This window comes from Paenibacillus sp. LK1 (assembly GCF_002750415.1).
GTDB classification, from domain to species: Bacteria; Bacillota; Bacilli; order Paenibacillales; family Paenibacillaceae; genus Paenibacillus; species Paenibacillus taichungensis.
The window spans coordinates 308,159-333,589 of the sequence record NZ_PEII01000004.1 but is presented as its reverse complement, the minus strand read 5'-3'; the positions used below and the strand labels follow the sequence as shown (position 1 = coordinate 333,589).

Annotated in this window: 25 protein-coding genes; 12 read left to right on the top strand and 13 right to left on the bottom strand. The window is 45.8% G+C overall.

Annotation, left to right across the window (positions count from 1 at the left end):
* Positions 1-184 precede the first annotated feature (184 nt).
* Complete coding sequence (locus tag CS562_RS11295) at positions 185-1,921, bottom strand: methyl-accepting chemotaxis protein (protein WP_257219455.1); 1,737 nt, start codon at positions 1,919-1,921, stop codon at positions 185-187.
* A 202-nt stretch (positions 1,922-2,123) separates the two neighbouring features.
* A complete protein-coding gene (locus CS562_RS11290) occupies positions 2,124-2,675 on the bottom strand; it encodes an undecaprenyl-diphosphatase (RefSeq protein WP_076290195.1) in 552 nt (183 codons plus the stop codon).
* Positions 2,676-2,859: 184 nt separating this feature from the next.
* On the opposite strand from CS562_RS11290, the gene CS562_RS11285 reads away from it, so the two are divergent.
* Positions 2,860-3,849 (top strand): LCP family protein, encoded by a 990-nt coding sequence (locus CS562_RS11285; RefSeq protein WP_099855713.1) that lies wholly within the window; start codon positions 2,860-2,862, stop codon positions 3,847-3,849.
* A gap of 161 nt (positions 3,850-4,010) precedes the next feature.
* Entirely contained in the window at positions 4,011-5,261 is a 1,251-nt protein-coding gene (locus tag CS562_RS11280; RefSeq protein WP_099855711.1) for an acyltransferase, read from the top strand.
* Between the two features lie 51 nt (positions 5,262-5,312).
* Here CS562_RS11280 and CS562_RS11275 read toward each other — a convergent pair whose 3' ends face one another.
* Positions 5,313-6,044 (bottom strand): hypothetical protein, encoded by a 732-nt coding sequence (locus CS562_RS11275; protein ID WP_099855709.1) that lies wholly within the window; start codon positions 6,042-6,044, stop codon positions 5,313-5,315.
* A 220-nt stretch (positions 6,045-6,264) separates the two neighbouring features.
* On the opposite strand from CS562_RS11275, the gene CS562_RS11270 reads away from it, so the two are divergent.
* A complete protein-coding gene (locus CS562_RS11270; RefSeq protein ID WP_099855708.1) occupies positions 6,265-7,212 on the top strand; it encodes a hypothetical protein in 948 nt (315 codons plus the stop codon).
* A gap of 54 nt (positions 7,213-7,266) precedes the next feature.
* Positions 7,267-7,509: an NHLP leader peptide family RiPP precursor gene (locus CS562_RS11265; RefSeq protein WP_099855706.1), complete on the top strand. Its 243-nt coding sequence runs from the start codon at positions 7,267-7,269 to the stop codon at positions 7,507-7,509.
* A gap of 77 nt (positions 7,510-7,586) precedes the next feature.
* Here CS562_RS11265 and CS562_RS11260 read toward each other — a convergent pair whose 3' ends face one another.
* Entirely contained in the window at positions 7,587-9,488 is a 1,902-nt protein-coding gene (locus CS562_RS11260) for a sensor histidine kinase (protein WP_099855704.1), read from the bottom strand.
* Between the two features lie 164 nt (positions 9,489-9,652).
* Positions 9,653-9,934, bottom strand: coding sequence for a hypothetical protein (locus tag CS562_RS11255; protein ID WP_099855702.1), 282 nt, complete (start codon positions 9,932-9,934; stop codon positions 9,653-9,655).
* 144 nt (positions 9,935-10,078) lie between these two features.
* On the opposite strand from CS562_RS11255, the gene CS562_RS32895 reads away from it, so the two are divergent.
* The 3 genes from CS562_RS32895 (at position 10,079) to CS562_RS11245 (ending at position 11,057) form a co-directional block, all read left to right on the top strand.
* Entirely contained in the window at positions 10,079-10,240 is a 162-nt protein-coding gene (locus tag CS562_RS32895) for a hypothetical protein (RefSeq protein WP_017690239.1), read from the top strand.
* Between the two features lie 200 nt (positions 10,241-10,440).
* A complete protein-coding gene (locus CS562_RS11250; RefSeq protein WP_076290202.1) occupies positions 10,441-10,809 on the top strand; it encodes a hypothetical protein in 369 nt (122 codons plus the stop codon).
* 38 nt (positions 10,810-10,847) lie between these two features.
* Positions 10,848-11,057: a hypothetical protein gene (locus CS562_RS11245; RefSeq protein WP_099855700.1), complete on the top strand. Its 210-nt coding sequence runs from the start codon at positions 10,848-10,850 to the stop codon at positions 11,055-11,057.
* Positions 11,058-11,232: 175 nt separating this feature from the next.
* Here the strand turns inward: CS562_RS11245 and CS562_RS11240 are convergent, their stop codons facing one another.
* On the bottom strand, positions 11,233-12,444 hold the full coding sequence (locus CS562_RS11240; RefSeq protein ID WP_076290204.1) for an MFS transporter: 1,212 nt from the start codon (positions 12,442-12,444) through the stop codon (positions 11,233-11,235).
* Between the two features lie 257 nt (positions 12,445-12,701).
* On the opposite strand from CS562_RS11240, the gene CS562_RS11235 reads away from it, so the two are divergent.
* Positions 12,702-13,349 (top strand): peptidylprolyl isomerase, encoded by a 648-nt coding sequence (locus CS562_RS11235; protein ID WP_099855698.1) that lies wholly within the window; start codon positions 12,702-12,704, stop codon positions 13,347-13,349.
* A 183-nt stretch (positions 13,350-13,532) separates the two neighbouring features.
* Here the strand turns inward: CS562_RS11235 and CS562_RS11230 are convergent, their stop codons facing one another.
* Positions 13,533-13,715 (bottom strand): hypothetical protein, encoded by a 183-nt coding sequence (locus tag CS562_RS11230; protein ID WP_099855696.1) that lies wholly within the window; start codon positions 13,713-13,715, stop codon positions 13,533-13,535.
* A 128-nt stretch (positions 13,716-13,843) separates the two neighbouring features.
* Here CS562_RS11230 and CS562_RS11225 point away from each other — a divergent pair, with 128 nt between their 5' ends.
* Both CS562_RS11225 and CS562_RS11220 read left to right on the top strand, forming a co-directional pair.
* Entirely contained in the window at positions 13,844-14,101 is a 258-nt protein-coding gene (locus tag CS562_RS11225; RefSeq protein WP_024632484.1) for a YqkE family protein, read from the top strand.
* Positions 14,102-14,262: 161 nt separating this feature from the next.
* Positions 14,263-15,057 (top strand): SDR family oxidoreductase, encoded by a 795-nt coding sequence (locus CS562_RS11220; RefSeq protein WP_099855694.1) that lies wholly within the window; start codon positions 14,263-14,265, stop codon positions 15,055-15,057.
* A gap of 156 nt (positions 15,058-15,213) precedes the next feature.
* Here the strand turns inward: CS562_RS11220 and CS562_RS11215 are convergent, their stop codons facing one another.
* Positions 15,214-15,975 (bottom strand): YwaF family protein, encoded by a 762-nt coding sequence (locus CS562_RS11215; RefSeq protein WP_076290208.1) that lies wholly within the window; start codon positions 15,973-15,975, stop codon positions 15,214-15,216.
* Positions 15,976-16,201: 226 nt separating this feature from the next.
* Here CS562_RS11215 and CS562_RS11210 point away from each other — a divergent pair, with 226 nt between their 5' ends.
* A complete protein-coding gene (locus tag CS562_RS11210) occupies positions 16,202-17,176 on the top strand; it encodes a ring-cleaving dioxygenase (protein ID WP_099855692.1) in 975 nt (324 codons plus the stop codon).
* Between the two features lie 103 nt (positions 17,177-17,279).
* Here the strand turns inward: CS562_RS11210 and CS562_RS11205 are convergent, their stop codons facing one another.
* The 3 genes from CS562_RS11205 to CS562_RS11195 form a co-directional block, all read right to left on the bottom strand.
* Positions 17,280-17,993 (bottom strand): stalk domain-containing protein, encoded by a 714-nt coding sequence (locus tag CS562_RS11205; protein ID WP_099855691.1) that lies wholly within the window; start codon positions 17,991-17,993, stop codon positions 17,280-17,282.
* Between the two features lie 248 nt (positions 17,994-18,241).
* A complete protein-coding gene (locus CS562_RS11200; RefSeq protein WP_099855689.1) occupies positions 18,242-19,087 on the bottom strand; it encodes a hypothetical protein in 846 nt (281 codons plus the stop codon).
* Between the two features lie 169 nt (positions 19,088-19,256).
* Positions 19,257-20,534, bottom strand: coding sequence for a methyl-accepting chemotaxis protein (locus tag CS562_RS11195; RefSeq protein WP_099855687.1), 1,278 nt, complete (start codon positions 20,532-20,534; stop codon positions 19,257-19,259).
* 324 nt (positions 20,535-20,858) lie between these two features.
* Here CS562_RS11195 and CS562_RS11190 point away from each other — a divergent pair, with 324 nt between their 5' ends.
* On the top strand, positions 20,859-22,289 hold the full coding sequence (locus CS562_RS11190; RefSeq protein ID WP_099855685.1) for an aspartate ammonia-lyase: 1,431 nt from the start codon (positions 20,859-20,861) through the stop codon (positions 22,287-22,289).
* Between the two features lie 158 nt (positions 22,290-22,447).
* Here CS562_RS11190 and rpoN read toward each other — a convergent pair whose 3' ends face one another.
* Positions 22,448-23,752 (bottom strand): RNA polymerase factor sigma-54, encoded by a 1,305-nt coding sequence (rpoN, locus tag CS562_RS11185; RefSeq protein ID WP_099855683.1) that lies wholly within the window; start codon positions 23,750-23,752, stop codon positions 22,448-22,450.
* A gap of 122 nt (positions 23,753-23,874) precedes the next feature.
* Positions 23,875-25,422: an L-glutamate gamma-semialdehyde dehydrogenase gene (gene pruA / locus CS562_RS11180; RefSeq protein ID WP_076290215.1), complete on the bottom strand. Its 1,548-nt coding sequence runs from the start codon at positions 25,420-25,422 to the stop codon at positions 23,875-23,877.
* Between the last annotated feature and the right edge of the window lie 9 nt (positions 25,423-25,431).

The following is a 25,431-nucleotide window of genomic DNA, read 5'->3' as shown; positions in this document are numbered from 1 at the left end:
CGCTGGTGACTTCTGAAATAACATTGTTGTGACATGTTTGGGTAGTGATATGACAAAAAAGACTGTTTCTCATATCGCTTGAACGCAATATGAGAAACAGTCCTGATATTTTGAATAACCCGTGCTACAGGTTGCATGATGATCCATGGTACTATCCAGTCTGAACACCCTACTTTTGGATCGTTTACACTCTGAATTTGTTGATTTGCTCCTGCAACTCTTCAGCCATTTTGGACAAAGAACCTGCGGAGGAAGCGATCTCTTCCATCGAAGCCAGCTGCTGCTGGGTTGCTGCGGATACATTATGCACCCCACCTGCTGCTTCTCCAGCGATGTTAGAGATCTGATCCACATACCCTACAACTTCATTCGTACTTGCTGACATTTCCTCCGAACCTGCAGATACTTCCTGGATTTCACCAGCGACCTTGTTCACTGCATCCGAAATCTGCTCAAAGGCTTGTCCAGCCGCTGTTACAATCTCAATGCCGGCTTCCGTTTCATTGCTGTTCACTTTCACAGCCTGCACGGCATGATCTGTATCCTTCTGAATCAATTGGACAAGATCCGTAATCCGCTGCGCGGATGTAGAAGACTCCTCTGCGAGCTTCCGTACTTCTCCGGCTACAACTGCGAAGCCACGTCCGTGCTCACCTGCACGTGCCGCTTCAATTGCTGCATTCAATGCAAGCAGATTAGTCTGACGGGCAATATTGTTGATAACCTCGGTAATGGTACCAATCTCTGCGGAACGTTCTCCCAACCCTGTAACCAGTTCTGTCAGTGATGCAATGGAGTTGCGAACAGATCCCATCTGTTCAACAGCCTGCTGAATAATCATATTTCCTTCGGCTGACTGATTCGCTGCATCAACAGCAGATACGGATACACTTTGAGCAAGCTCAGCGATTTGTTCCGAACCAAGAGCCATCTCACTCATCGCCTGTGAAGAACGTTTCACCATATCTACTTGATCCGATGTGCCTACAGCCAATTCCTCAACCGTCTCGGAGATCTGTTCCGACGCCCTTGTATTCTGCTCAGCACTCGCGAGAAGTTCTTCCGAGGAAGCGGCTACCTGTTCGGATGTCATCGATACAGATTGAATCATCTCCCGCAGGTTGCCAGTCATCACATTGAAGGAATCGGCCAGCGTTCCCAGCTCATCCTTGTTCTTGAGAACAATCTTCTCACTGGTCAGATCCCCATCTGCAATCAACATCGCTGCTGCATTCATCTTCTGAATTGGACGCGAGATGATGCTTGCAATGAAGAAGGCAATAAACATGGCCACCAGGAAAGCAACAATAGTGACTCCCAATATAATATTAAATGCTTGTTCAGCAGACTCAACCGATGTATTCGTTGCTGCATCCGACAGTGAGTTCCCCATCGTGATTAATTGGGCAATGGTATCATTCGCTGTATACCATAACGGATAGGCCTCTGAATGCAATCTGCTGGCTTCTTCGTAATTGTTAGCCATGCCCAATTTCATAAATTCCGGCATTTTCGCCAAATACGCCTCATAGTTCGTGCTAAATGTATTGTACATTGCCACTGCTTCGGTATTGCCTGCGATAAGTGAAACCAGTTCCTTGCGCTCAATCGCAATCTTGGCTTGGAGCTGTTCCAACACTTCATTCATCTTGGTGATTTCAGTTGGATTTGTTTCGACAATTACGGCAAGAGCAAGCCGCTCAACGTCCGAAATATCACCATTCATCATCCCAAGCAGGCTCACACTGGGCATCCACATCTTATCGATTTCATCGGCCTTTTTGGACATATCATGAATTTGGGTTAACGCATAAATGCTTACAAAAGCCAGTAAAGCCACTACCATTAGAAATCCAGTCAGTAATTTCATTCGAATTGTTAATCTCAATTTCCCCTTCACGTTTCCCCGCGTATCTTTCATGTTCCCCACTCCTCAACTAGTACATATTTATAGTATATCGACACGTATCGTCATGAATTGTATATATGAGAATTCGATTTTTTGTAAATTTCAGTTAACTTCGAAATAAACACAAAAAAAACCTTAAGTCTTTGGCTCACCAAAGACTTAAGGCTTTCATATCCGAAACTTCTCTTCCAATCCCTACTATATTCAACCATTTCTAACGGAAAATCCGCCGATGAATGTTAATGAAGAAATCAGGAATCGACTTGGTATAATTACGCGTAGCAATCAAGATTACACTGACCAGGCTACCCAGAATAAATCCACCGAGGATATCCCCAGGATAATGTACACCTACATAAACCCGCGACACTCCTGTCAGCACAGCAAGCAACAGCATCCACATACCGAAGCGACGTCCAATAAAAAACGAAGCTGCAGCTAGCGCAAATACAAAGGAAGCATGTTTACTTGGAAAAGATGGATCTGGCACATGCGGAACCAGTTGATTCACCGTGCCTTCCATAAACGGCCTTGGATGACCTACCACAGGTGAAATTCCCCATTTTGCCAGAACAAGTGCTACGATTGAAGCTACACACGCATAAAACACAATTCGTTGCTTCGACGGGTTGCCAAGAAACCACACAATCACAAGAAGCCCTATCATAACCCAAACGGCATATTCAGCGGATGTAATCATAAACCAGTCCAGAAACGGAATACGATCAGCAAACTGGTTGATCCAATTAAATACAGATTGATTCATAACAGTCGTTTAATACCTCCATTACACAAATCACGATTATTTTTTACATAATAAATATACACTAACTATTTGTCAAACATGTAGCCTAGCAACCGAACTTTCGAAATCAAAGAGGACATTTCTCTTACTTTTTGTTAAACTAGTTTGGGTTACATAATAGTTCATTCATAGAAAGGTGAAGATTATGCTTAAGAAATGGTTATGGGGAACATCCCTAACCCTGGCACTTGCCATAGCCGGTGTCATTGTATATTACGGATACTCGATCGTTCATTTTGCCAATAGCATCTCAACTGCTTCCGAGACTTCCACTTCTGACACAAACCAAAATACGGACACTCCAACCACCCCTGTTCCTAAATGGGAAGGGAAGGAACGAGTTAACATTTTGCTGCTTGGAGGTGACACCAGAGGGGATGATGCCGGCCGTTCAGATTCGGTCATGGTCGCTTCCATTGATCCGGTATCCAAGAAAGCCCATCTCTTCTCTGTTCTGCGTGATACATATGTTGATATTCCGGGACACGGAAAGAGCAGACTCAACGCGGCCTTCTCCTACGGCGGAGCGGAATTAACCAAACAAACGGTCGGTGACTTGCTCGGCATCCCTATCCAGCACTACGTGTATACCGATTTTATCGGATTTATGGCGCTGGTTGATGCTGTAGACGGGATCGATATTGATGTAGAGAAAGACATGTATTATACCAGCAAAGCAGATAAACATATGTACGATATTGATCTCAAAAAAGGACTTCAGCATATGGACGGTAAGACCGCCCTCCAATATGTCCGATTCCGGCATGATGCCACATCAGACTTTACGCGTACCGAACGGCAACGGATTTTCATGACTGAGCTGGCCAAGAAGATGCAAAGCACGACTTCATTCTTCAAGATTCCTGAAATATTGGAAGCTGTCGCTCCATATATCGAGACAGACCTCAGTCCAACACAGATGTTAAAATTAGCTTCGCTCGGATTCGATATTAACGTGAATGAAATCGATAAACAGCAGATCCCTCCTAACAAGCTGCTTACCAATGAGCTTGCAGGCTCTGCCCAGGTACTCGGTGTTAATAAACCGAAACTTCAAGCATACATTCAGAATTTGTTTGAGGAAGATGCAAAATCTTCAGAGGATGAATCAACAAAAGTACAAGACTTAAACTAAATGGAATGGAAACAAAATGAGGCAGGTATCGCAAAGATACTTCGACTAAAAGATGGCTGCTGCCATCTTTTTTTGTACCTATTTCCCCCATTTAATGCAGTCTTAATGTTTAACAGGTACCCTTAAATGATGAATTCCGGTTACACGAAGGAGGGTTACACGTGAATAAACCGCGAATCGTGGAATGGACTCAACTGCGCGCCCTTGCATTTCTCGCTATTGTGATGCAGCATAACATTGCAGAATATATATATCGCGCTGATATTGAACAACCTGATTCCATCATGCTGACCATGATTTATCATCTGACTCGTTTTGGTACACCGACATTCGTCTTTCTTTCCGGTGTAATGCTGTTCTATCATCATAGTCATACCAAACCGGATTACCCCAAGTTTATCCGTAAGCGGTTTGGAGATATCTATGTGCCCTTTGTGGTATGGACATTCATCTACTGGTTGTTTGTCCGAATATTCACGCCAAAGTTCTGGAATTCGGGTATGCCAGACTTCCGTAATCTTGTTCGTGAACTCTTCCTTCCCCAGACGGGATATCATCTGTGGTTTGTGATTATGGTGTTTCAGTTCTATATTCTGTTTCCCCTGTTTCTTGCGGGAGCCAAGTTCATTCAGAGACGTATTGAAAAAGTTACACGCTTCACCCCGATGCAATCCGTCATCACGCTGATTCTCATTGGGATGGCATTATACACTTTACTTATGAAATGGTCCTACTACGATATGGGCGGATGGACAGCTTCCTTACCCCAACCTTGGTCGGGTTTGCTGCAGTATCGCTCTTATTCATGGGTTATGTACTGGTTTTACTTTTTGTTGGGCGCAGTCTGTGCCTGGTCAGTGGATAGTTGGAGAAGTTGGACCGCAAAAGTATTGCCCTGGATGGTCTGTCTGTTTATCGGCATGTACATGTGGCTTGGGTATGATGTGCTGCGGGGATCGGGTGATGTCGTTAACCTGAATATATCAACCTATCTGAAACCAACAACATTCATCATCATCATGGCCCAGATGTTCATGTTCTATGGGTTCCTTGTACTGCTGCGTGGCAAAGATTCACCATTTCAGCGTCTCCTGACGTGGATTGGCCGATATTCCTTTGGTGGCTATCTGGTTCATGCACTGGTTATCTACTGCATTGCGTATATTACCCGACCACTTACGCTAACCGGATGGCATCTACCGATTACATTACTTTCGTTTCTTGTCACCGTGGCAACGTCTCTTGCAATCAGCTGGGGACTTTCCCAACTTCCTGGCTCTCGCTTCACCATAGGATTACAACGGAAGAAACGCCCAAGTCCCCGTTTGCATGATACTGTTTCTGCAATCAGAACAAGTTCCCCCCAGCGTAATCCGTCAACTAGCGCAAAACGCAGTCTGGAAACCAGATAATCCTGGTTGAATATAGAAGAAGCGTCTCCCTTCGTGGAAGACGCTTTTTTCTTACTTCACTTCTGTGGAAGCGGATCGACCGGGTACAGGTTCGTGAGGACCAGGAGCTTGATGTGCATTGCCCTTCTGATTAACGAACCTTTTCAGGTCACCCGTCAACTGCTCCTTCAGCTTGTCTACCAACTGCGTTTCACTGATGCCTTTTGCCTGAGCAATCTCAGCTAGTGATTTCCCACTTTGAAGCTGCTGATGGAGCTGCTCCGGGGTGATGCCGAGAAAACGTGCAATAGCGCCCTTGTCCATCATTGAATGTCTGTTGCCATGGTGAGCGAACTCACGTCTTAACTCCCGCAGTGGTGTGTTGATTACCTTCTTCAGCTTTGTATCCATACCTGCTTTGGCTGCTGCTGCCTGCTCTTTTGTGAGACAGCCTTCTTCGGCTGCTTTATCCAATCGCTGAGAGAGTGAAGGCTTCAGCTTCTCCAACAATTGATTTTCACTAAGTCCCTTGCGTTCCTTAGCAATCTGAGTCAACGTTTTGCCAAGCTCCATCTGTTCCTTTAAATCACGTAGCCCAATACCGAGCAGGTCTGCGGTTTCTCCAATCATAAACAGGCCATGACCTGCTTGCATGCATGGCTTCTTCTGGTTTGTGGAGGAGGATGGTGTAGCCCCATCTTCAACAGATCCATTTGGATCAGCGGATGCCGTATAGCCGGTTGATGCTGTTATAAATACGGCTGCCAGTCCGGCTGCCACCCATTTTTTCCATCTGTATTTCATTTCTCTTCTTCCTTTCATATGTCAAAATCTTGTGCTCTCTTAGTTTGAGCCTAACTTCCGCTTTTTTATGCCATAAAAATACAAAATGTCATTGTTTTTTTCACAATTCATCACAAAACCTCCTATTTTTTTCAATTCATTTCCGGTATACTGAAAGTAACTTCATGATCTAGTCGAAAAGTCCTTAATTACTTTATTATGGGAAGGGCGTAACCAAACGATGCGGAGAGAATGGTTTGATCCGTTTAGATCCGATGTGGAGGTGGTGTTCGCTGCAGCAGAGCAGCTGGTACAGAAATATCCTGAACCAATGTCAGAACATGCACTAGAACAACTTCATTTGGTCAATCCGTTGTTACGAGATTCAGGTCACAGCTACATCGGCTACATTATTCCATTGTGGATGCAGCTCTCAGATGGTCTACCTCCAGAGAAGGCACACAAACTAAGTACTGCTTGTCTCCTGCATATGCTATATTTTCTGAATCAGGATGAAGTTATGGACGAACAGCCAGAAGATGTAACACTGAAATTATCACTGGGTAATCTTTACTACGTGGATGCGATCTGTGCCTATTCAGAGCTATTCAGCCTTTCTTCCCCGTTCTGGACGTATTTCAGACAGTATGTGGAGGATTGGGCCATGAGCGTCACCGGTGAGAATTCCATCGATTATTTCAAGAGAAGCCCGCTATTAATCGCCCAAAAAGCCGCCCCACTTCAACTTGGAGCTGCTGGCTCACTCCTTCTTTTGGAACAGGAGCGTCGCATTACTCCGGTATGTTCTGCCGTCAACATTGCACTGATGACTCTCCAGATGACAGATGACTTCACAGACACGAAACAAGATGCTGTGCATGGAAATTACAACAGCTTCCTCTCCCACATATCCGCAGCACTGGAACATAACTACCCAGCTCATCCTGTAAGCGAACGTGTACATGATAATGTATACAATACCCAATTGATGAACTCCTATGTAGACATTGCTCAGCAATATAACATCAGACTAACATCTTCTAACTCGGGAATTTCGCATCTCGAAGCATTTAATTCCTACTTATGCGGCATTCTGGGACAAACTGTTCACGACATTGAACAACACAAAAAAATGCTTTTTCAAGGCGGGTTTCATTACTGGATCAGCGAGAAACAACATTTGTCCTAATCACCAAAGAAGAGCTGATACAGTTGAATTTTAAATATGAAGGGAATGTTGACGATGATGGTATCAGAGAAAACGTTGCACGAGGATATTATTGAAAAGGCCTGGACTGATGAGCACTTCAGACAACAACTGCACTCCAACCCGAAGCAAGCGCTTCGCGAAGCATTTGGCATTGATATTCCTGAACACATTCAAGTCCGTACCGTTGAAGAACAACAGAACGATTATGTTCTCGTGATTCCTCCCAATCCATCCAAAGTGGATTATGACGTAAATTGCGGACCGTGGAGAAGCTAAACGGATTAGATTGAATATGTGATTGATCGACATCAGGGGTAGCGAACCAAAAAGCCATCGTACACTTCTGCCGCTCGTCATTCGACGAACGCAGCAAAAGATACAACGGCTTCTGTTCCTACCCCTTTTGTGCTTGTAAAGCTGATCTGTCCATGCATGGCTTCAACGATTCGGAAAGTCACCATCATGCCAAGGCCTGTCCCCTTAATTTTATTCGAGAAATAAGGCTCCCCAAGGCGGACCAGCGCTTCCTCATCCATGCCCTCTCCATTATCTCTAACATGTACCTTGATGATCCCGTCTTGGGCATAAGCCCAAATATCAATCTGACCCTCTCCTTGCAGAGCTTCTATACTATTCTTAATAATATTAATAAAAGCCTGTTTGAACTTGGACGAGTTCCCTCTAATCCATAGATTTGGTGGAATATCAGTTGTTATTTTGCCACCTTCCAGATTAGCCATCGGTACAAGAATGCCTTCAATATGATCAAATTCATCCGCGATATTTAGAGAGACAATATGATCGAACTCCGGTTTGGCAAAGGTTAGGAAGTCGGTAATAATGCCGGATGCCCGATCAAGCTCCTCCAGAGCTATCCGCACATACCCTTTGTTTTTGTTGTCTTCCTGCTCTGTCATAAGCTGAAGGAATCCTCGTGTCACCTGCAGTGGATTACGAACCTCATGAGCAACCGACGCCGCCAGTTCGCTAATGATCTCCATTTTCTCGGATCGCTGCAATTCATTATTGAACAATTCCAACTCTTTCGAGTATTCAAGCACTTTGGTATGTTTTTCAGCAAATCGGCTTCCCAGTATGGCAATAAGTGAGATAATAAAAGCAACCATGGACCATTTCCACCATATCAGATGATATGTTCCATTACGCTGGTAATACCAGAGTAGTTCAGCAACACTGATTAAGGCAAATGTGCCAAATCCCGTAGCCAGCAAAAGAGCTTCCCGGCTCCGTTGAAGTGCTTTGGAGATGGTGCCGATCATTAAGATGCTCAACAGGATTACGAGAACAAATCCAATTACATTCTGAACCAACAAACTATAGAGCATGTCCCATTGACCGCCTGAAATAAAATCAATCATCAGGGCAGCCACAGCTACTATAGAATAGATGAATTGGAATTTTCTTAGTTTGGTAAAGATGCCATAACGACCTGGTCCGATAATTTGTTCAAAAAAATAACAGAGTGCAGGCATGCCCATCAGCATAGCCAGGTCAAACAATACGGAATACAGATTACCGTAAACCTGATAGAACGTATATAAAAACTGTGAATAGGTGATAATCATCGTTCCGATTGAACCCATCACGATACATAGCGAAATCCACAACCCTGTATGGAATTTGCCCAGGAAAAAAGTGCAACTCAGCATCGTTAGAGCCGTGAACACAAAGGTCGCTCCCAATATTACATCAAGCAGTCCATTGTGAATGTATTTTTCCTGTAATGTAGCATAAGGCCCAACCTGAACTGTTCCGTAGATGCCAAGTCTGCCTTTTTCATTCTCGGACCATACATACAGTTTGCTACCTGAATTCTCACTCGAAAGGGGTAACAACACAGCGTTGTTATCATAATTGTAATGATAATTCTCATACACCCTACGATCATCCAGATAGATTACAATGTGGTTCCCTTTAATATTTTCAAAACGGATTGCCGAGCTATCTTCATTTATTTTTGGAATGGTCAAACGAGTCCACATGGAACCCGAAGGAGCCTCTTCGCTGCTATATTCCAGCTTTTCTGCACCTTGCTTCTCCCAGATCTCCTCTGAACCTTGAACCTCACTGATGAATCCCTGATCGTGTACGTTCCCCCATTTTACTTCCCATCCCGTAATGGATACAGGTTTGTCAACTTCTCCTGCAGTCGCTGAGACGAAATCATGCGGCAAGCAAAGAATATTCAACATACTTATCCATAAGATGATGATAGCTTTGGGCACATTTTTCATTCACAGCACCTCAAAGTTCTTATTTTCTCTATCCCTCAAGTTCTCTCATTTATCATTCGCCACAGTTTGACGTGTCACCTTCTTGTAGGGAAATGAAAATTCACATTTTAGTAGATTTATAGTTTTATTTCCATTTTATTGATAGATTTCGAGTGTTTTCTCCATTATCCGCGCAGATCTTCGAACTGGTTCTCAATCATTTCGCGCTCTTTCTGTTCAATCTTCGTACGATATTCCAACCACTGCTCCGTCTCCTCATCGTCATAGATCGTCCATATATCCGAGAAAAGATAATCCCGCAACTGGACAATCTGTCCTGACCATATCCCGCCTACCCAGAACAGCCCGTCCGGTCGGCGTATAACGGTACGGGAAAACCCGGGCGTAGACGCTTTTTGCCCGATTCGGATTTGAATGATCATATTGCCCAGCGTATACCAATCCAATTGGAATCCCTCCCTCATATATCCATGTTTCATCATATCATAGGCCAAAGATGAAAAGCTGTAAAACTGATCTCTGCGATTCAATCGTCCCTTCCGGGTGTAATGTTCCTCAAAGCAAACACTTACCATTGAGGAGTGATTCAAATGAATGAGCCACACAGAACGGTAGAGGTAGAACATAAGGATGTCCAACACAAATCGGATTCAAGTATGGTCGCTTCCACGTTTATCAAGTATGCGGCTTATATCATTATTTTCTTTGGATTTCTGTACTTTCTGGTCAAATATGTATTTCCAAAATTTTAAAGCCTATACGTTGAATCTGTAATCCGTACATTGTTCACTTTCATCTTATATTCATATTTTGGGAACACAAGGGAATCATAAGTTGTGCGAGATTACAATGTTAGCCCTTTGGGTAACTACCGAATAAGAACCTTTACTAGATAACTGCCCAATTAAACAAACAACCATTAAATATAATCCACTAAAAAGGAGTGCTACTTATGTCAGACAGACCGATTAGTAATGAAGAGAGCGAACGTTACTACGACCGTTATCAGAGGTCACGTGATATTCCACTGGAAACCGAAGTTCCTGAAGGTGACATAGACACTTTTGATGAAGTTACGGGGAAACGTATCGATACCGAAAATACAGTGAATCCGCCACTTGTAGCAGCTACGGAAGAACCGGAATTGGAGTCACGAACAGCGGAGCCTGCACTCGAATCCGTCCCTGATGCTGATCTTATCCAACCGAATAGTCCAGTTGATCCTGCCGCACCCGATCCCAATGCGCTTCACGGGACGGACCTGTTAAACGGCGCTGGGGCAGATGCCAAACCGGAGAGCGATATTCCACCACGGCGCTAATCCTCTTGTCACAGCCTGAATTAGGAGGTGCAGTCACGATGAAGGATAATCATAAGCGACAAGTACATGAGCCCGATAATCTGGTAACCGAACGGGATATTGATCCGAATTTTGGATTATTCACGGAAGATTCCTTTCCGGAAGCCCTAGCAGATGAGGATCAACTTGATGCTGTTGAACATGCCATTCCAAAGGAAAACAATGAAGGCGTTGAAGGTCCACGAAAAGATTCATCCTTGGATGAATAGGAACGCATTACAGATTCATTAAGAATATAGGAAACCTCTTGCTCAAGAGGTTTCTTTTTGCTTTAATTTCGTAATAACAAAGGCTGTATCCTGAAAAAGAGATGGCTACCGTATCCGTACGGTGCCATCCCTATCTCTTCTATCTGATAAACCGTTTAACGTTTTACGTTTTTGATTACTTCGCCAAAGGTTTGCCCGATCCCGGCAACTTCTCCTCCAGTCGGGACCATTTCGCTACAATCGCGGTAATCAGCAGCGCCACTCCATTGATGATAAAAATCCAACGAATCGGCAACCAGCCACCCAGAACACCACCGATTATCGGCCCCGCCATCGTACCGATCTGGGAAGCCGACTGATTCAGGCTGAATGCTCTTCCCCGGAAGCCAGGTTCAGTCACTTGCACAATCATTGCATTAATCGCCGGGAACACCGCAGCAAAGAATAATCCATACACAAAACGCAAGATGCCGAATCCAATATAACCTGTAGTGAAAAACTGCAGCAGGTTACCAATCGCCCCACCAACGAGGCCAATGATCAGAACTTTGCCATATCCGATTCGTGAACCGATCTTACCCCAGCGCGGCGCCATAATAACCGTAGCTACACCAACCGCAGAGAAAATAATTCCCGAGCTAAGAGAAGCACGATCGGGCTGAATGCCCATTTCCATCACGTATACGGTCAATAATGGCTCCAGAATCATCACGGAGAAGGTACAGATGCCCATCATGCCAAGCACCGTAATAAACAATCGATTGGCCCTGGCTTCACGGATGTCATCCATCACATGAGAACGTGCCTTGTTCCTGTTGAAGTTCTCTTCTTTGACCCAGAAGGTTGCGATCAACGCCGAGACCAACACTACGATGCTGGAAAATAAAAACGCATTCCGGTTGCCATAATAGTGGCTTACGACCCCACCAATCAATGGACCGATTATACCTCCTGTTGCCCCGGCTGTTGACATGATACCAAGTGCATACCCTGTCTTCTCTTCCGGTGTATTGGTACCGACCAGTGCAATCGCCGCCGGAACAAACCCCGCGAGCAACCCCTGAAACAAACGAACCACGATTAGTGAATAGGGGTCCTGCACAAAATAATTGATCAAATACAAAACCGCAAGGCTGTACCCCGACCGGATCAGCATTGGCTTGCGCCCGTATTTGTCAGCCAGTGATCCCCAGAAGGGAGACACCAGCGCACTTGCCAGAAACGTGATGCCAAAGGCAAGCCCTGACCAGAACTCCAGGTGATCACGAACGCCCAGATCGCCACTCAGAAACAAAGGCAGAAATGGGATGGAGATTGAATAAGCGGTGCTACAAAAAAACACACCAATCCACAAAATCACCAGATTACGCTTCCACGAGAAGTCCATATACCCGCACGCCCTTTCCGTTAATGACGTCGGGACTGCCGTGTATTGGAGCGGACGGAACAGACCCGTACGTCCCTGACTGCGGAAGCATTTTCCTTATTTTACACCTCTGTAAGCATTTACACCATCCCTTATCTCCCATAATATCCTGCCTTGCATTGCCATCTTGTCCGCAAAAACGGTATGATAGTTGAGGGATTATCCGAAAATAATTCTGACTAAATATATTATGCAGAGATGCAAGGGGGAACGTTCTCATGTCTTTTCGGTGGAAAAAAACAACAGCTGTGTCGCTGGTTCTAGCGATGCTGCTTATCGTCATTAGTGGTTGTGGGCGCCCTGCAAGCAGCGCGACGGAAACACCTGCTCCAGTAGAGCCTTCTGGTCCAAATCCTGTAGCCACAATTGAAATGTCAGATGGACAGAAAATTGTCATCGAGCTCTATCCGGAGATTGCACCAAACACGGTGAACAATTTCATCTCACTCGCCAATAAAGGTTTCTATGACGGCCTGATCTTTCACCGCGTCATTCCAGGGTTCATGATTCAGGGTGGTGATCCCGATGGCGACGGTTCAGGAGGTCCTGGTTATGCCATCAAAGGAGAATTTACATCCAATGGTCATAAAAACCACCTTAATCACACGCGTGGGGTTATCTCCATGGCGCGGACAAATGATTTGGACTCCGCAGGCTCCCAGTTTTTCATCATGTTAGCTGATGCCGATTATCTGGATAATGCATATGCCACATTCGGTAAAGTTACAGAAGGTATGGAAGTCGTTGATGGAATCGCTGCTCAGGAAATAGGCGCACAAGACAAACCGGTTACCGATCAGGTGATGAAAAAAGTCACTGTCGACACCCACGGTCTGGAATATCCAGAACCGGTAAAAATGCCTTAACCTTTGGAACGGATTTTAGTTATCCAACTTAATTCAAAAACCTGTAAGACAAACAAAAGCTCTGTCCTGCGTATTCACGCAAGGCAGAGCTTTATTCAATGTTAGCGTTTACATAAATGACTTTATATAAAATGTCCTCTTCCGGCACAACTCTATATGCAGCAGCTCTGCAACCCGCTGATCTCAATACATCCATCCCATCAAACGCAACCAACCGATGATCGCAATCCATAGCGGACAGCTGAAAGCAATACCCCATGCAAGCCCTTTCAGTAAACTACGGTTTACTTCCACGAACAACGACTCCTTTCTCCAGGGAATAGTCGCAGTATCGGTAATAATATATGAATTTATACCCGTTTTCATTCGTCAAGTAACCTCCTATTTCCTGCTTTTGTCCCGCAGTTTCATGGAATGGGTTTGGTGAACCTGATATAATAAGTTTACTGAACGATAATGGAAGCTGATTCATGTTTTTGAGAGGAGATTATTCTATGGCAAAATCTAAAAAACACACCCCTGCTCCCAAAGCAGCACAGGATAAACCGACTACCCTAAAGGATCTGCTGAGCAGTGATGTGTTAGAGAAACTGAAAGCTCAGGCCGATGAAGCCAAGGCTGCGGAGGCAGACCGGAAAGAGCAGGAACGCCTGCAGGCGGAAGAAGCGCGTAAAGCTGAACAGAAGCGAAAAGATAATGATTTTGAGTACCTGTTGAATAACAGTTCGATGGACTGGAAGAAACATAAGTAACTTTTGTAGCAATCAGATCATCATGATATCTAAATGATAGAAACAGGGCCGTTGAACGGTCCTGTTTTTTTGTATCGTACATTTGATTCATCACTCTTTAGTCGGGTATGTAGAAGTAGAGAGAGAGTTACTGATAATTCATACGATACGGAGGGATCAGGATGACAGAACAACGTTTGCAAGGGAAAGTTGCGATTGTAACCGGAGGTGGCTCAGGAATTGGTCAGGCAACAGCCATTCGTTTCGCTGAGCATGGGGCCAAAGTGTTCATGCTGGACCGGACCCCGGAGAATGCGAAGGAAACCAAACAGACGATTGAGAACGCAGGCGGAGAAGCCCACGTCATTGAATGTGATATATCCAAACCGGACAACGTGCAAAAAGCAATCAATCAGGTTGCGGAGCAAGCTGGACAGCTCGATATTGTATTTGCCAATGCGGGAATTAATGGCACGATGGCTCCCATTGAAACGATGGAACCGGAGGACTGGGATCAGACGATGGGCATCAATATGCGCGGCACGTTCGCAACTGTGAAGTATGCCATCCCCCATTTGAAAGACCGCGGAGGTAGCATCATTATTACGAGTTCCATTAACGGTAACCGTGTATTCTCTGGAATCGGGTTCTCTGCATACGCTTCCAGTAAAGCAGGTCAGACCGCGTTTACGAAGATGGCTGCATTGGAACTGGCCCGTTACAAAATCCGTGTCAACGCGGTCTGTCCGGGGGCCATTGATACCAACATCGGTGACAACACCTATCCTTCGGACGATCTGAAAGAAGTACAGATTCCAGTTGAGTTTCCGGAAGGTCATGAACATCCACTCAAAGGTGAACCCGGAACGTCGAAGCAAGTCGCCAATCTGGTGCTCTTCCTCGCTTCCGATGAATCTTCCCATGTGACCGGTACCCGGATCTACGTGGATGGAGCGGAATCTTTGCTCCGTGGATAAAAATTAGAAACATGTCCCATGTGGAGTTAATAGCCAAACATCCCGCAAACGATCTGGATATCCAGACCGCTGCGGGATGTTTAGTTTGAAATATATCTTTATAGAAGAACGAAGAACAGCTCCCTCTGCCTACCATTGGTATGGGATGACTTTTAACTAGAGCGCAGAACTCTTTCCTCTCTTCACTCGATTATTCAGCCGCTCCGGAATCGCAAAGAGCAGGACGTACATTAGGGAGAACATGACTAACGCCAGTACCTCTTCCCCAAGAATGTACAAAGGATAAGGTCCCAGCATGTCGAGAACTGAAGGTGTATCCGGTTTGTGTCTCAGGAACATATAATTAGCGTCAAGCAGGACGTCCACACCGTATACAACTAACGCAGCCACATTCACAAATATCATCGACCCCACAACAGTTCTCCAGCTTGGACGAAGCTGTTCCACCCAAGTCATATAGAGCAACGCCAGAATAATACAAGCGTGAGCCGTAAAAAATTGAATGAAACGAAAATGTTCATAAGCATAGCCAAGATTAGGCGTTACGATCGCCATCAAGGCACCAGCTATTCCTGCGAACAGCAATGCAGAATGCAGCAGTCTGCTGCGTGTCAATAATAGCAGCGCAGATAACAATAGTGACAAACTGCATAACTCCAGCGGCAATGAAGTCTTTAGACTCCACACATCCCCATATATGTACCATATCTGAAGCACAATCTCACAGCCGAACATGACACATGCCAGAGCAATCCGAAAGCTACGGCGTGTGTTCGGTGCCCAGGACCGCAGCCAATTCCGAAACAGGAACATCAATATAATTAATGCAGCAATAAGGCTAATCGCCCATAGGTGCGAAGTGGAAAACAGTATAAACGGTTCTGCGTCATAAGGGTCCAGCCACGGTGGATAAGCCACGCTCCTCTTCACTCCTTTATGTTACACAAACACAATATATCTCTTTAATGTTAACTTTTTCATTTTGTCATTGAATGAGTGTACTGTCCAGATGGAATTCTAAATTAGGATTGTATTTTAAATATCTTTATGTTAAGATAAATTCAACAACAAAACAAACTAAAAGTTAGTAACTTTCTTAACGGAATATTATAAAAAATAAATTAACCACCAGGAGGAATTTATAATGCAAATCAAAGGACTTCATCATGTATCTGCACTGACCGCACACGCCGCTGAGAATTATCGGTTTTACACCAACGTCATGGGTTTGCGATTGATCAAAAAAACAGTCAATCAGGATGATGTTTCGGTCTATCACCTCTTCTATGGAGATGAAAAAGGGAATCCCGGTACCGAGCTTACTTTCTTTGAAATTCCAATGGCCGGACAGACACGTGAAGGCGTGAACAGTATCTCAGCAACGTCACTTCGTGTTCCTAACGATGCAGCCCTTACGTACTGGCAACAGCGTTTTGACGAATTCGAGGTTCCTCATGGAGAAATCACTGAACGTGGGGGGCGCGCCACTCTCTCGTTCACGGACTTTGAAGGACAACGTCTGATCCTTGTTTCTGATGAACACAATACAGGTGTTGCCGGGGGCAAACCTTGGGATCAAAGCCCTGTGCCTGTAGAGTATGGCATTGTCGGCTTAGGCCCAGTCCATCTTACCGTTAGAGATGCGTCCCTTACCGCTCCAGTTCTTACCGAACTACTCGGCTTCCGTCAAAAAGGAACCTATCCTGCTTTTGTCGCAGGCCAACCCGATGTACTCGTCTTCGAATCCGGTGAAGGTGGTAGCGGCTCCGAGGTGCATGTCGAAGAACGAAATGACCTTACCCAAGAACGCCCTGGACGAGGCAGTGTGCACCATGTTGCCTTCCGCGTCGATAATGAAGAAGAACTGAAACAATGGGTAGAACGGGTTCACAATTTCCGATTCCCGAATTCCGGTTTCGTAGACCGTTTCTACTTCCGCTCCCTGTACTTCCGTGAAGCTAATGGCATTCTGTTCGAGCTGGCAACCGATGGTCCCGGCTTCGACACGGATGAAGAACTGGCTTATCTTGGAGAGTCCCTGGCATTGCCTCCATTCCTTGAAGGTCGTCGTGCAGAGATTGAAGCGAATCTCAAACCGCTCGATACCGTAATTCGCTAATCTGATCATACGTCCCAAAAGAACAAAAAAACGATTATCGTTATGCCAGTCCGGAATAACCGTCCGGCTGATGCATAGGCGATAATCGTTTTTAATATCTCGTTTATTTTTTGGTTAAATATGAGGTCGTCAATGGAACAAACAGAGAGGAGCCCGGGGCCTCATCAACGATTTCAACAAAGATGAAATCCGTGCTTGCAACATCCACCTCTACACCAATCAATCCGTCTTCAGGGGCAAGCGATACTGTCTTGAGCGTTGTATTGTTTTCGTCCATAATCTCAATCTTCTGTGAACCGCCAAGAACAGCCAAATCGAGATGCAGCTTGGCATACTTTTTCTGGGTCATGACTTGGAAGCTCTTGCCTTGCTTGGCTGTGTCGGTATGCAGGTATACATCTTTGTAATCTTTGCCTTTATATGCCGTTTCGGCCGGATCCTTGGTATGCCAATCCGAGGTGCCCAAGGCTGCAGTTCCGAGCGAACTTAATGTCAGCTTGCCGGTTTCGGATGGTGGTACAGATCCATTATTGCTGCCAATGTTAACGGATGAGGTTACGCTATCATACGTAATTTCTGTACCCAGTAGCGTGCCGACTGCACGCACTGGCAAATAGGTCGTTCCGTTATAAGTAATTGGCAATACCGTTTTGCCATTGGCATCTTTGGCTGTTACCGTTGTCCCATTTAATTTCAAAGATATCTTGCTGTTCAAATACGCTTTGATCGGTTCCAGACCCGTTGCTGCAAGTGCCCCAGTGCCGATGCCGAGTGTTAGTGTACCCACCATTAAACCCAATACGACCTTCTTCTTCATGAATGATCCCTCCTAAAAGTATGAAATAGATGAGTTCCATCCTTTATACATTTAAACGACTAAAGTGCTTGTGTCAACCATTTCATGGTAAATTCTTGGAATGAAATTCGATTTTGGATAGCACAAAGTGAGGCTAAAAGTACATCATTTTTTTCAGCCTCACCCGTTTCCCTCTGTCATTTCAGATCGTGGGGACATATTTTTTTATCATTGTTCTCAGCAATCCCGCTCTTCTCTAAACACTCGATTCAATCAAAAGATTCATAGTATTCATCTTCATACTCTTCCGTACTGTATTCCAAGTCCACGGCCTGCCACTCGCCATCTTTATAGTCATAGGCAAAGTTCAGATCACCGTCATACAAGCCCATACCGTATGCTCCAGATGCCGACACAAACAACTTGCCATTCTCCACACTGTAATAAACAACACCGCCGAACTTGAGCTGCTCGTTATACACTCCCTCGCTCGTGTCTTCCTCCATCAGGGAAGGTTCTGAATGAACACCATCAACGGTAACGTTGACCGTCACCTGACCTGGTTTAATACTGACTTTCGAATTTACATGCTGCTTCACAATCTCATCCAGTGATTGCATCTTCATCTCTTCCAGCGTTTCTGGATCGATAATATGCGCTTCACCCAGATAGATGCCTGTTCCATGACCGGCTGTAAACAACACAACAATCTCCTTCTGGCCATCTCCATTCAGATCCAGTTCGTGCACTTCGGGTTTGTAGGATCCGCCTTCTCCTTGCCATTTACTGAATTCACGTTTCTTGCCGTTCACTTCTAGCACCATTCCGTTATATATATATCCTGAACCTTCAACTTTCATGGGGTATAGTCTTACATTCTCATTTTCCGGAGCAACCGAGACGTACTCTCCCTTAACAGGAATTGATTCCTTCGTTGTAAACGCTGCTTCATTCATTGTTTCTATATTGGAAGCCACGACCGCTGAGGTCTGGCTGGATTGATCATCTATGTTAAGCTGTTTTTGCGATTCATTCATGGTTCTGGCAGACGAAGTTGTACTAATCGTCGCTACCGCCAAAATAATCATCAGCAGGATACCTGTCCAAGTTTTCAATATGCTGGGCTCCTTAATCTGTAGTGGAATACTACCATTATATCTTCATTTATCGCCCAAGCGTTGCGAATTTGTTAATGTTTCATAAAAAAATCTTTACATATTTCAGTTTCTACGAAAGAATGTTCGGCTTTAACCATAATAAGCAAAAAAACACCCCGGAAACAGCTCAAGGCTGCATCCGAAATGCTTTCGTTTTGTCCATTAATCGATCTGTTAACTGTCTCAGCTCTTCTGCCGAGGATGAAATCTCCTGCATGATTGCCGTCTCTTCATGTGCTGCATCCATAATCCGTCTCGCCTCATCCGAGAATGATCCGGCTTTCCCTTGAATCTTTTTCACATGACCGTGCGTTTGTTCTACGCGGCTGGTCTGTTCCCCAATTTTGGATCCGATTTCATAAGCGCCCTTCATAAACACTTCTACCGTACCTGTAAGTTCCTGCAACGTCTGATCAACAGAGATCGTGCGCTCGGATTCATTCACGACGAGGCCATGCTGTTCATGAATCAGTTGAGCTGTATCTTTAATCCGCTGCTGTACGCGGCTGATCAGCTCATTAATCCGATGCACCGATTGTTTACTCTCATCTGCCAGCTTACGAATCTGCTGAGCAACGACAGCAAATCCTGCCCCCTCTTCTCCCGCACGCGCAGCCTCAATGGAAGCATTAAGGGCGAGTAGCCCTGTTTCCTCTGCGATGTTTTTGACGGACTGAGTAATGGCTTCAATATCCGAAGCTTCCTTCTCGAGCAGCACCATGATGTCCCGGGAACGGTTGTGAGATTCCGTCAGCTCGTCCATTCCTTTCATCAAAGAAGAGAAGGTCTGCTTCGTATGATCTACCGAACGTTCCATCTGGCCGGACATCTCTGTCATCCCAATCGACTGACTGTGCATACGCTGAAAATCGTTCAACATCTCATCTGCTGTAATCAACGATTGATGTGAAGTCGTCTTCTGCTCCTCCACACCCACAGCAATATGATCCACCGCATCAGACATCATCTCGATCTGCTCCGCTGCCTGGGCAATTGCTTCGCTTAGTGACTGGGCATTCTGAGAGGTTGTACGTGTACTATCTGTAATATCGTTTACAATACTTCTCAAATTGAAAACCATTACGCGAAAAGCATCATATAATACAGTAATTTCATCCTGTGTTCGCCGCTCTGGAATCTCGGCCGTCAAATCCCCCGATGAGACTTGTTGAGCCGCACGGGACAAATGCACAATTGGACGAGTCAACCACCGAGAGGCAAACCAGCCCAGGATCGCGTTCCAGCATACGCCCATGACAAGTACGATAGAGATATATAACCAGCTTGGCATGGAGAACGAGAGCCAGTCCTGAAGGAAAAATATAAAAAAGCCGCTAGTTCCGTACGTAATCAGTGAAATCAGTACCAAACCTGCGACGGTTTTTGCGCCTAAAGTCCATTTCATATTCACACCTCATAGTCCTTTTTTCCTATTTTACCAGTAGATAACCAAATAACATGTGATTTAGATCACTGAAAACGACAAATTAACCCCCATCTTATTCTTCATGCATGACTTCTCCTCTAAGTGGAGCATAATTGATAAGACGAGTTTTGACTGACTGGTTCCTTTGTAGTCTGCCAAGGTGATATCCTTAATTTAAATTATTTATCGGCAAGTAGGGTGAAATGATTTAGCTTGGCATCCATTTTGCTTAAATGATATACTGAGTGCGCTTCGGCATTGCCGGGGCTGACCTATTTTTGGATGCCACTGGAGGCGAACGAAATGTCTACATTGTCCACAAGGACGGAGAAAGATTTTATTGGAGAAAAAGAAATTCCTGCTTATGCTTATTACGGAATACAGACGGTTCGGGCTGTAGAGAACTTCCCGATTACCGGCGTTCCTGTACACCGGGAGCTGATTACAGCTCTGGCTGCGGTGAAAAAGGCTGCAGCAATCACGAATATGGAGCTGAAGATGCTGCCACGCAAAATTGGCGATGTCATCGTCATGGCTGCTGAAGAAATGATGAAAGGCCATCATCTAGATCATTTTATTGTTGACTCCATTCAGGGCGGTGCAGGCACCTCCATGAATATGAATATGAATGAAATTCTGGCCAATCGCGGACTGGAACTGTTATTGCAGAACAAGGGTGACTATTTCCACTGTAACCCGAATAACCATGTGAACATGTCCCAATCCACCAATGACGTAATCCCAACTGCACTGCGTATTGCTGCGTATCGGTTGTCCGAAACGCTGCTGGATACGATGAAACGTTTGCAGGATGCGTTCCGCAAAAAAGAACAGGAATTCAACGATGTAGTTAAGGTAGGTCGGACACATCTTCAGGATGCTGTGCCTATTCGCCTTGGACAAGAGTTCGGTGCCTATGCGCGCGTTATCGGACGTGATATTGAGCGTCTTGAGTTCGCAAATCGCCGCCTGCTCACCATTAACTTAGGTGCGACGGCTGTAGGTACAGGCCTCAACGCGAAACCGGAATACATCGTCAAAGTCACGGAGCATCTGTCTGATGTGACAGGATTGAAATTGCAAACGGCCGAGGATCTTGTGGATGCCACACAGAATACAGATGCTTATTTGGAATTGTCGGCCGCACTGAAAGTATGTGCTGTCAGTCTGTCCAAAATCTGTAACGATATTCGCATGATGGCTTCTGGCCCACGTGCAGGATTCAATGAGCTGCGTCTTCCACCGCGTCAGCCAGGTTCGTCCATTATGCCAGGCAAAGTGAATCCGGTTATGGCGGAAGTGATCAATCAGGTATCATTCCAGGTTATGGGCAATGACCATACGATCTGCATGGCCTGTGAAGCCGGTCAATTCGAATTGAACGTCATGGGCCCGGTTATTGCGTTCAACTTGCTGCAATCGCTGAAAATCATGAATAACGGCATCGACGTCTTCACTCGTTATGCCGTTGAAGAAATGGAAGCGAACCGTGAGCGTTGTGCATTGATCATGAAGCAGAGCTTTAGTGTAATTACAGCGCTCAATCCACATCTGGGCTATGATGTGGCAGCCTCCATTGTGAAGGAAGCGTTGAAGACTGGAAACACCTTGCAAGAGATTATTCTGGAACGGGGTCTACTGACACCGGAAGAACTGGAAGAAATTTTGCATCCGGAGCAGATGACTACTCCTGGTATTGCAGGTGAGCACTTCCTGCACAATATGGAACGTTAGTACGCTGTTTAAATTCAACTAATGAGTGTTTACATTGACACTTCGATGATAGAACAACCTTCCGATCGCTGTTAAGTCGGAACAAGTAACCCCCGCAGACCGTTACCACGGCTCGCGGGGGTTACTTGTTTAGAATATATAATGAAGGCATACGTCATTCATGCCCAGCGCTTCCGTTCAAGTGAAGGCAATATCTGAAGCTCTTCCCTGTATTTCGCAACCGTTCTGCGGGAGATAACGATGCCTTCATTCGCGAGCAATGCCGTGAGTTGGCTATCCGAGTATGGACGTTCCGCCCGTTCAGAACGAATCAGCTCTTTTAATCTGAGCTTCACCGCCGGCGCAGAGGCCATTTCTCCGTTCATTGTTTCCAGACCTGAGGCAAAAAAAGCTTTGAGTTCAAAGACACCATGCGGTGTCTGAACATATTTGCCATTGACTGCACGGCTCACCGTCGACTCATGCATGCCGATGACCTCGGCAATAATCGCCAGATTGAGCGGCTTCAAACCGGCAGGTCCTTCACGCAGAAAAGATTCCTGTTCAGTCATGATCGCCGCCAGAACACGCATCAGAGTTCGGCGACGCATACGCACGCTGCGAATGATCGCTCTCGCCTCTGCTGCCCGGCCTGACCAGACCTCATCTGCATCAATCTCCCTGATCCAGCGGCAACAAGCTTCGTTCAAGGATACCCGCGGCACAACCGCTGAATTTAACCTTAGCGAAAGCTCACCATTTCTTATCTGCACAACGGCATCCGGAATAATATAATGTTCACGTTCCGTACACCCGATGGATCGGCAAGGTTTCGGGTCAAGACAAGCAATATAGTCATAGGCTGCCTGAGCCTGTTGTGACGTAATCCCCAGTCTTGTTCCCGCTCTGCCTGGATGGAAACGAACCAACTCTTCCAGACCTTCCTCCACCATGTGCTCCGCATGATGGTTAGCGAATGGATCACGCCTAATCTGAAGCAACAAGCATTCACGCAAGTTACGCGCTCCTACACCTGCCGGGTCCAGCGACTGGAGTATGTCCATGGCTGCTTCAGCCTGAGGCATCGATATTCCCCTTGCTGATACAACCTCAGTCATTTCCATCGTCAGATAGCCATCTTCATTGACACAACCAGCCAAATATACAGCTGTTTTCTCCATTGCAGGCGGAAGATTCTGCAACCGAAGCTGAGATATCAACAGTTGTTCAAGTGTAGGTTCGGCCCCTTTCATCTGCAACAGCGGATCATAAGAGGAGAACCTCTCCTGATTCAATCGTCGGGGAAGACGGGGGCGCAGGGTAAAGGGCTCTTCTAGCTCAAGCACCGGATTTTCATCCGCGGCTTCCTGCAAATAACGAGCCAATTCCTGACCCGATAAGGTCAGCAGATGAATGGATTGCTTCATCTCCGGCGTAATAGATAATCGAATACGCCCCTCCTGCACCAACTGAAATCCTAACATCCGTCTCCCCCCTTAAGCGCTGCTCAAGCTACTACAGTATACTGACGAACAAAGACTATTTTCAGGAAATGATAGCATACAAACCAAACGATTGTCAGCGGGCCCAAACCCAATTTCTCAACTTAATATTTCTCCGATACCAACTTCGCTTGGGTGAACAGCAGCAAGTAATCCCTTCCCCCTGCCTTGGAATCCGTTCCCGACATGTTAAATCCGCCAAATGGATGTGTACCCACCAGTGCACCTGTACATTTGCGGTTAAAGTATAGATTACCCGCAAAAAATTCCCGTCTGGCTTGTTCCAGATGTTCGCGATTGCGAGAGATCACCGCACCTGTCAGTCCATAATCGGTATTATTGGCAATATCCAGTGCATCCCCGAAGGATTCTGCCTTGATAAAGGCCAACACCGGACCAAAAATCTCTTCCTGTGAAATCCGCGCTTGCGGGTCCACATCGGCAATAATGGTCGGTTCAATGAAATAACCTGCCTCGTTCCCTGTACTACCCCCGAGTACAAGGCGACCTTCACCCCTGCCTATTTCAATATATTCTGTGATCTTGGCGTACGCCTTATCATCGATAACCGGACCTACCTGATTTCCGACTTCAAGTGGACTGCCCATGCTCAGCAGCTTGGTTCGTTCAATCACTTTTTGCAATACCTCGTCATATACATCTTTATGAATAATGGCGCGGGAACACGCGGAGCACTTCTGTCCCGAGAAACCAAACGCGGAAGCCGTGATGGATTCCGCAGCCAATTCCAGATCACTGTCGCTATCTACGACAATGGAATCCTTGCCGCCCATCTCAGCAATCACCCGTTTAATCCATTTCTGCCCTGGCGCGGTGCGTGCTGCACGTTCATTGATCCGCAGACCGACATCTCTGGAGCCTGTGAAGCTGATAAAGCGGGTGAGCGCATGGTCCACCAGATAATCGCCAACTTCACTGCCCGGTCCTGGCAAATAGTTCACTACGCCATCCGGCACACCCACTTCTGCAAGCAGCTCCATGAATTTAGCTGCAATAACCGGGGTTGTACTGGCTGGCTTCAATACAACCGTGTTGCCCGATACCAATGCAGCAGAAGTCATGCCTGCCATAATCGCGAGTGGGAAGTTCCATGGTGGAATGACAATCCCCACACCAAGCGGAATATAACTCAATTCATTATCTTCGCCTGCAATTCGTGTGAGCGGCTGTGGTTCACTCAGACGCTGCATCTCACGGGCATAAAACTCCATAAAATCAATAGCTTCGGCTGTGTCCGCATCCGCTTCTGGCCATGTTTTGCCTGCTTCGTACACCATCCAAGCGGAGAATTCATGCTTACGACGCCGCATGAGCGCTGCCGCTTTGTACAAATAGCGGGCACGTTCATTCGGGTCCGTATGTTTCCAGGTGCGAAATGTTTCCGCAGCCGTTTGAATGGCCTGCTCGGCAAGCTCTTGATCGGCCTGATAGATCTTTCCGACGATCTGATTTTTGTACGCAGGATTCACGGAGGATAACGTGCGGGCGCTTGTTATTTTTTGTCCACCAATAATAATGGAGTATTCCTGGCCAAGTTCAGCCTCCACCTTACGAAGTGCGTTCTCAAAAGCTTCCCGGTTGGCCGGGACTGCAAAGGATGTGAATGGTTCGTTAACAAAAGGGATATTCATGAATGATTT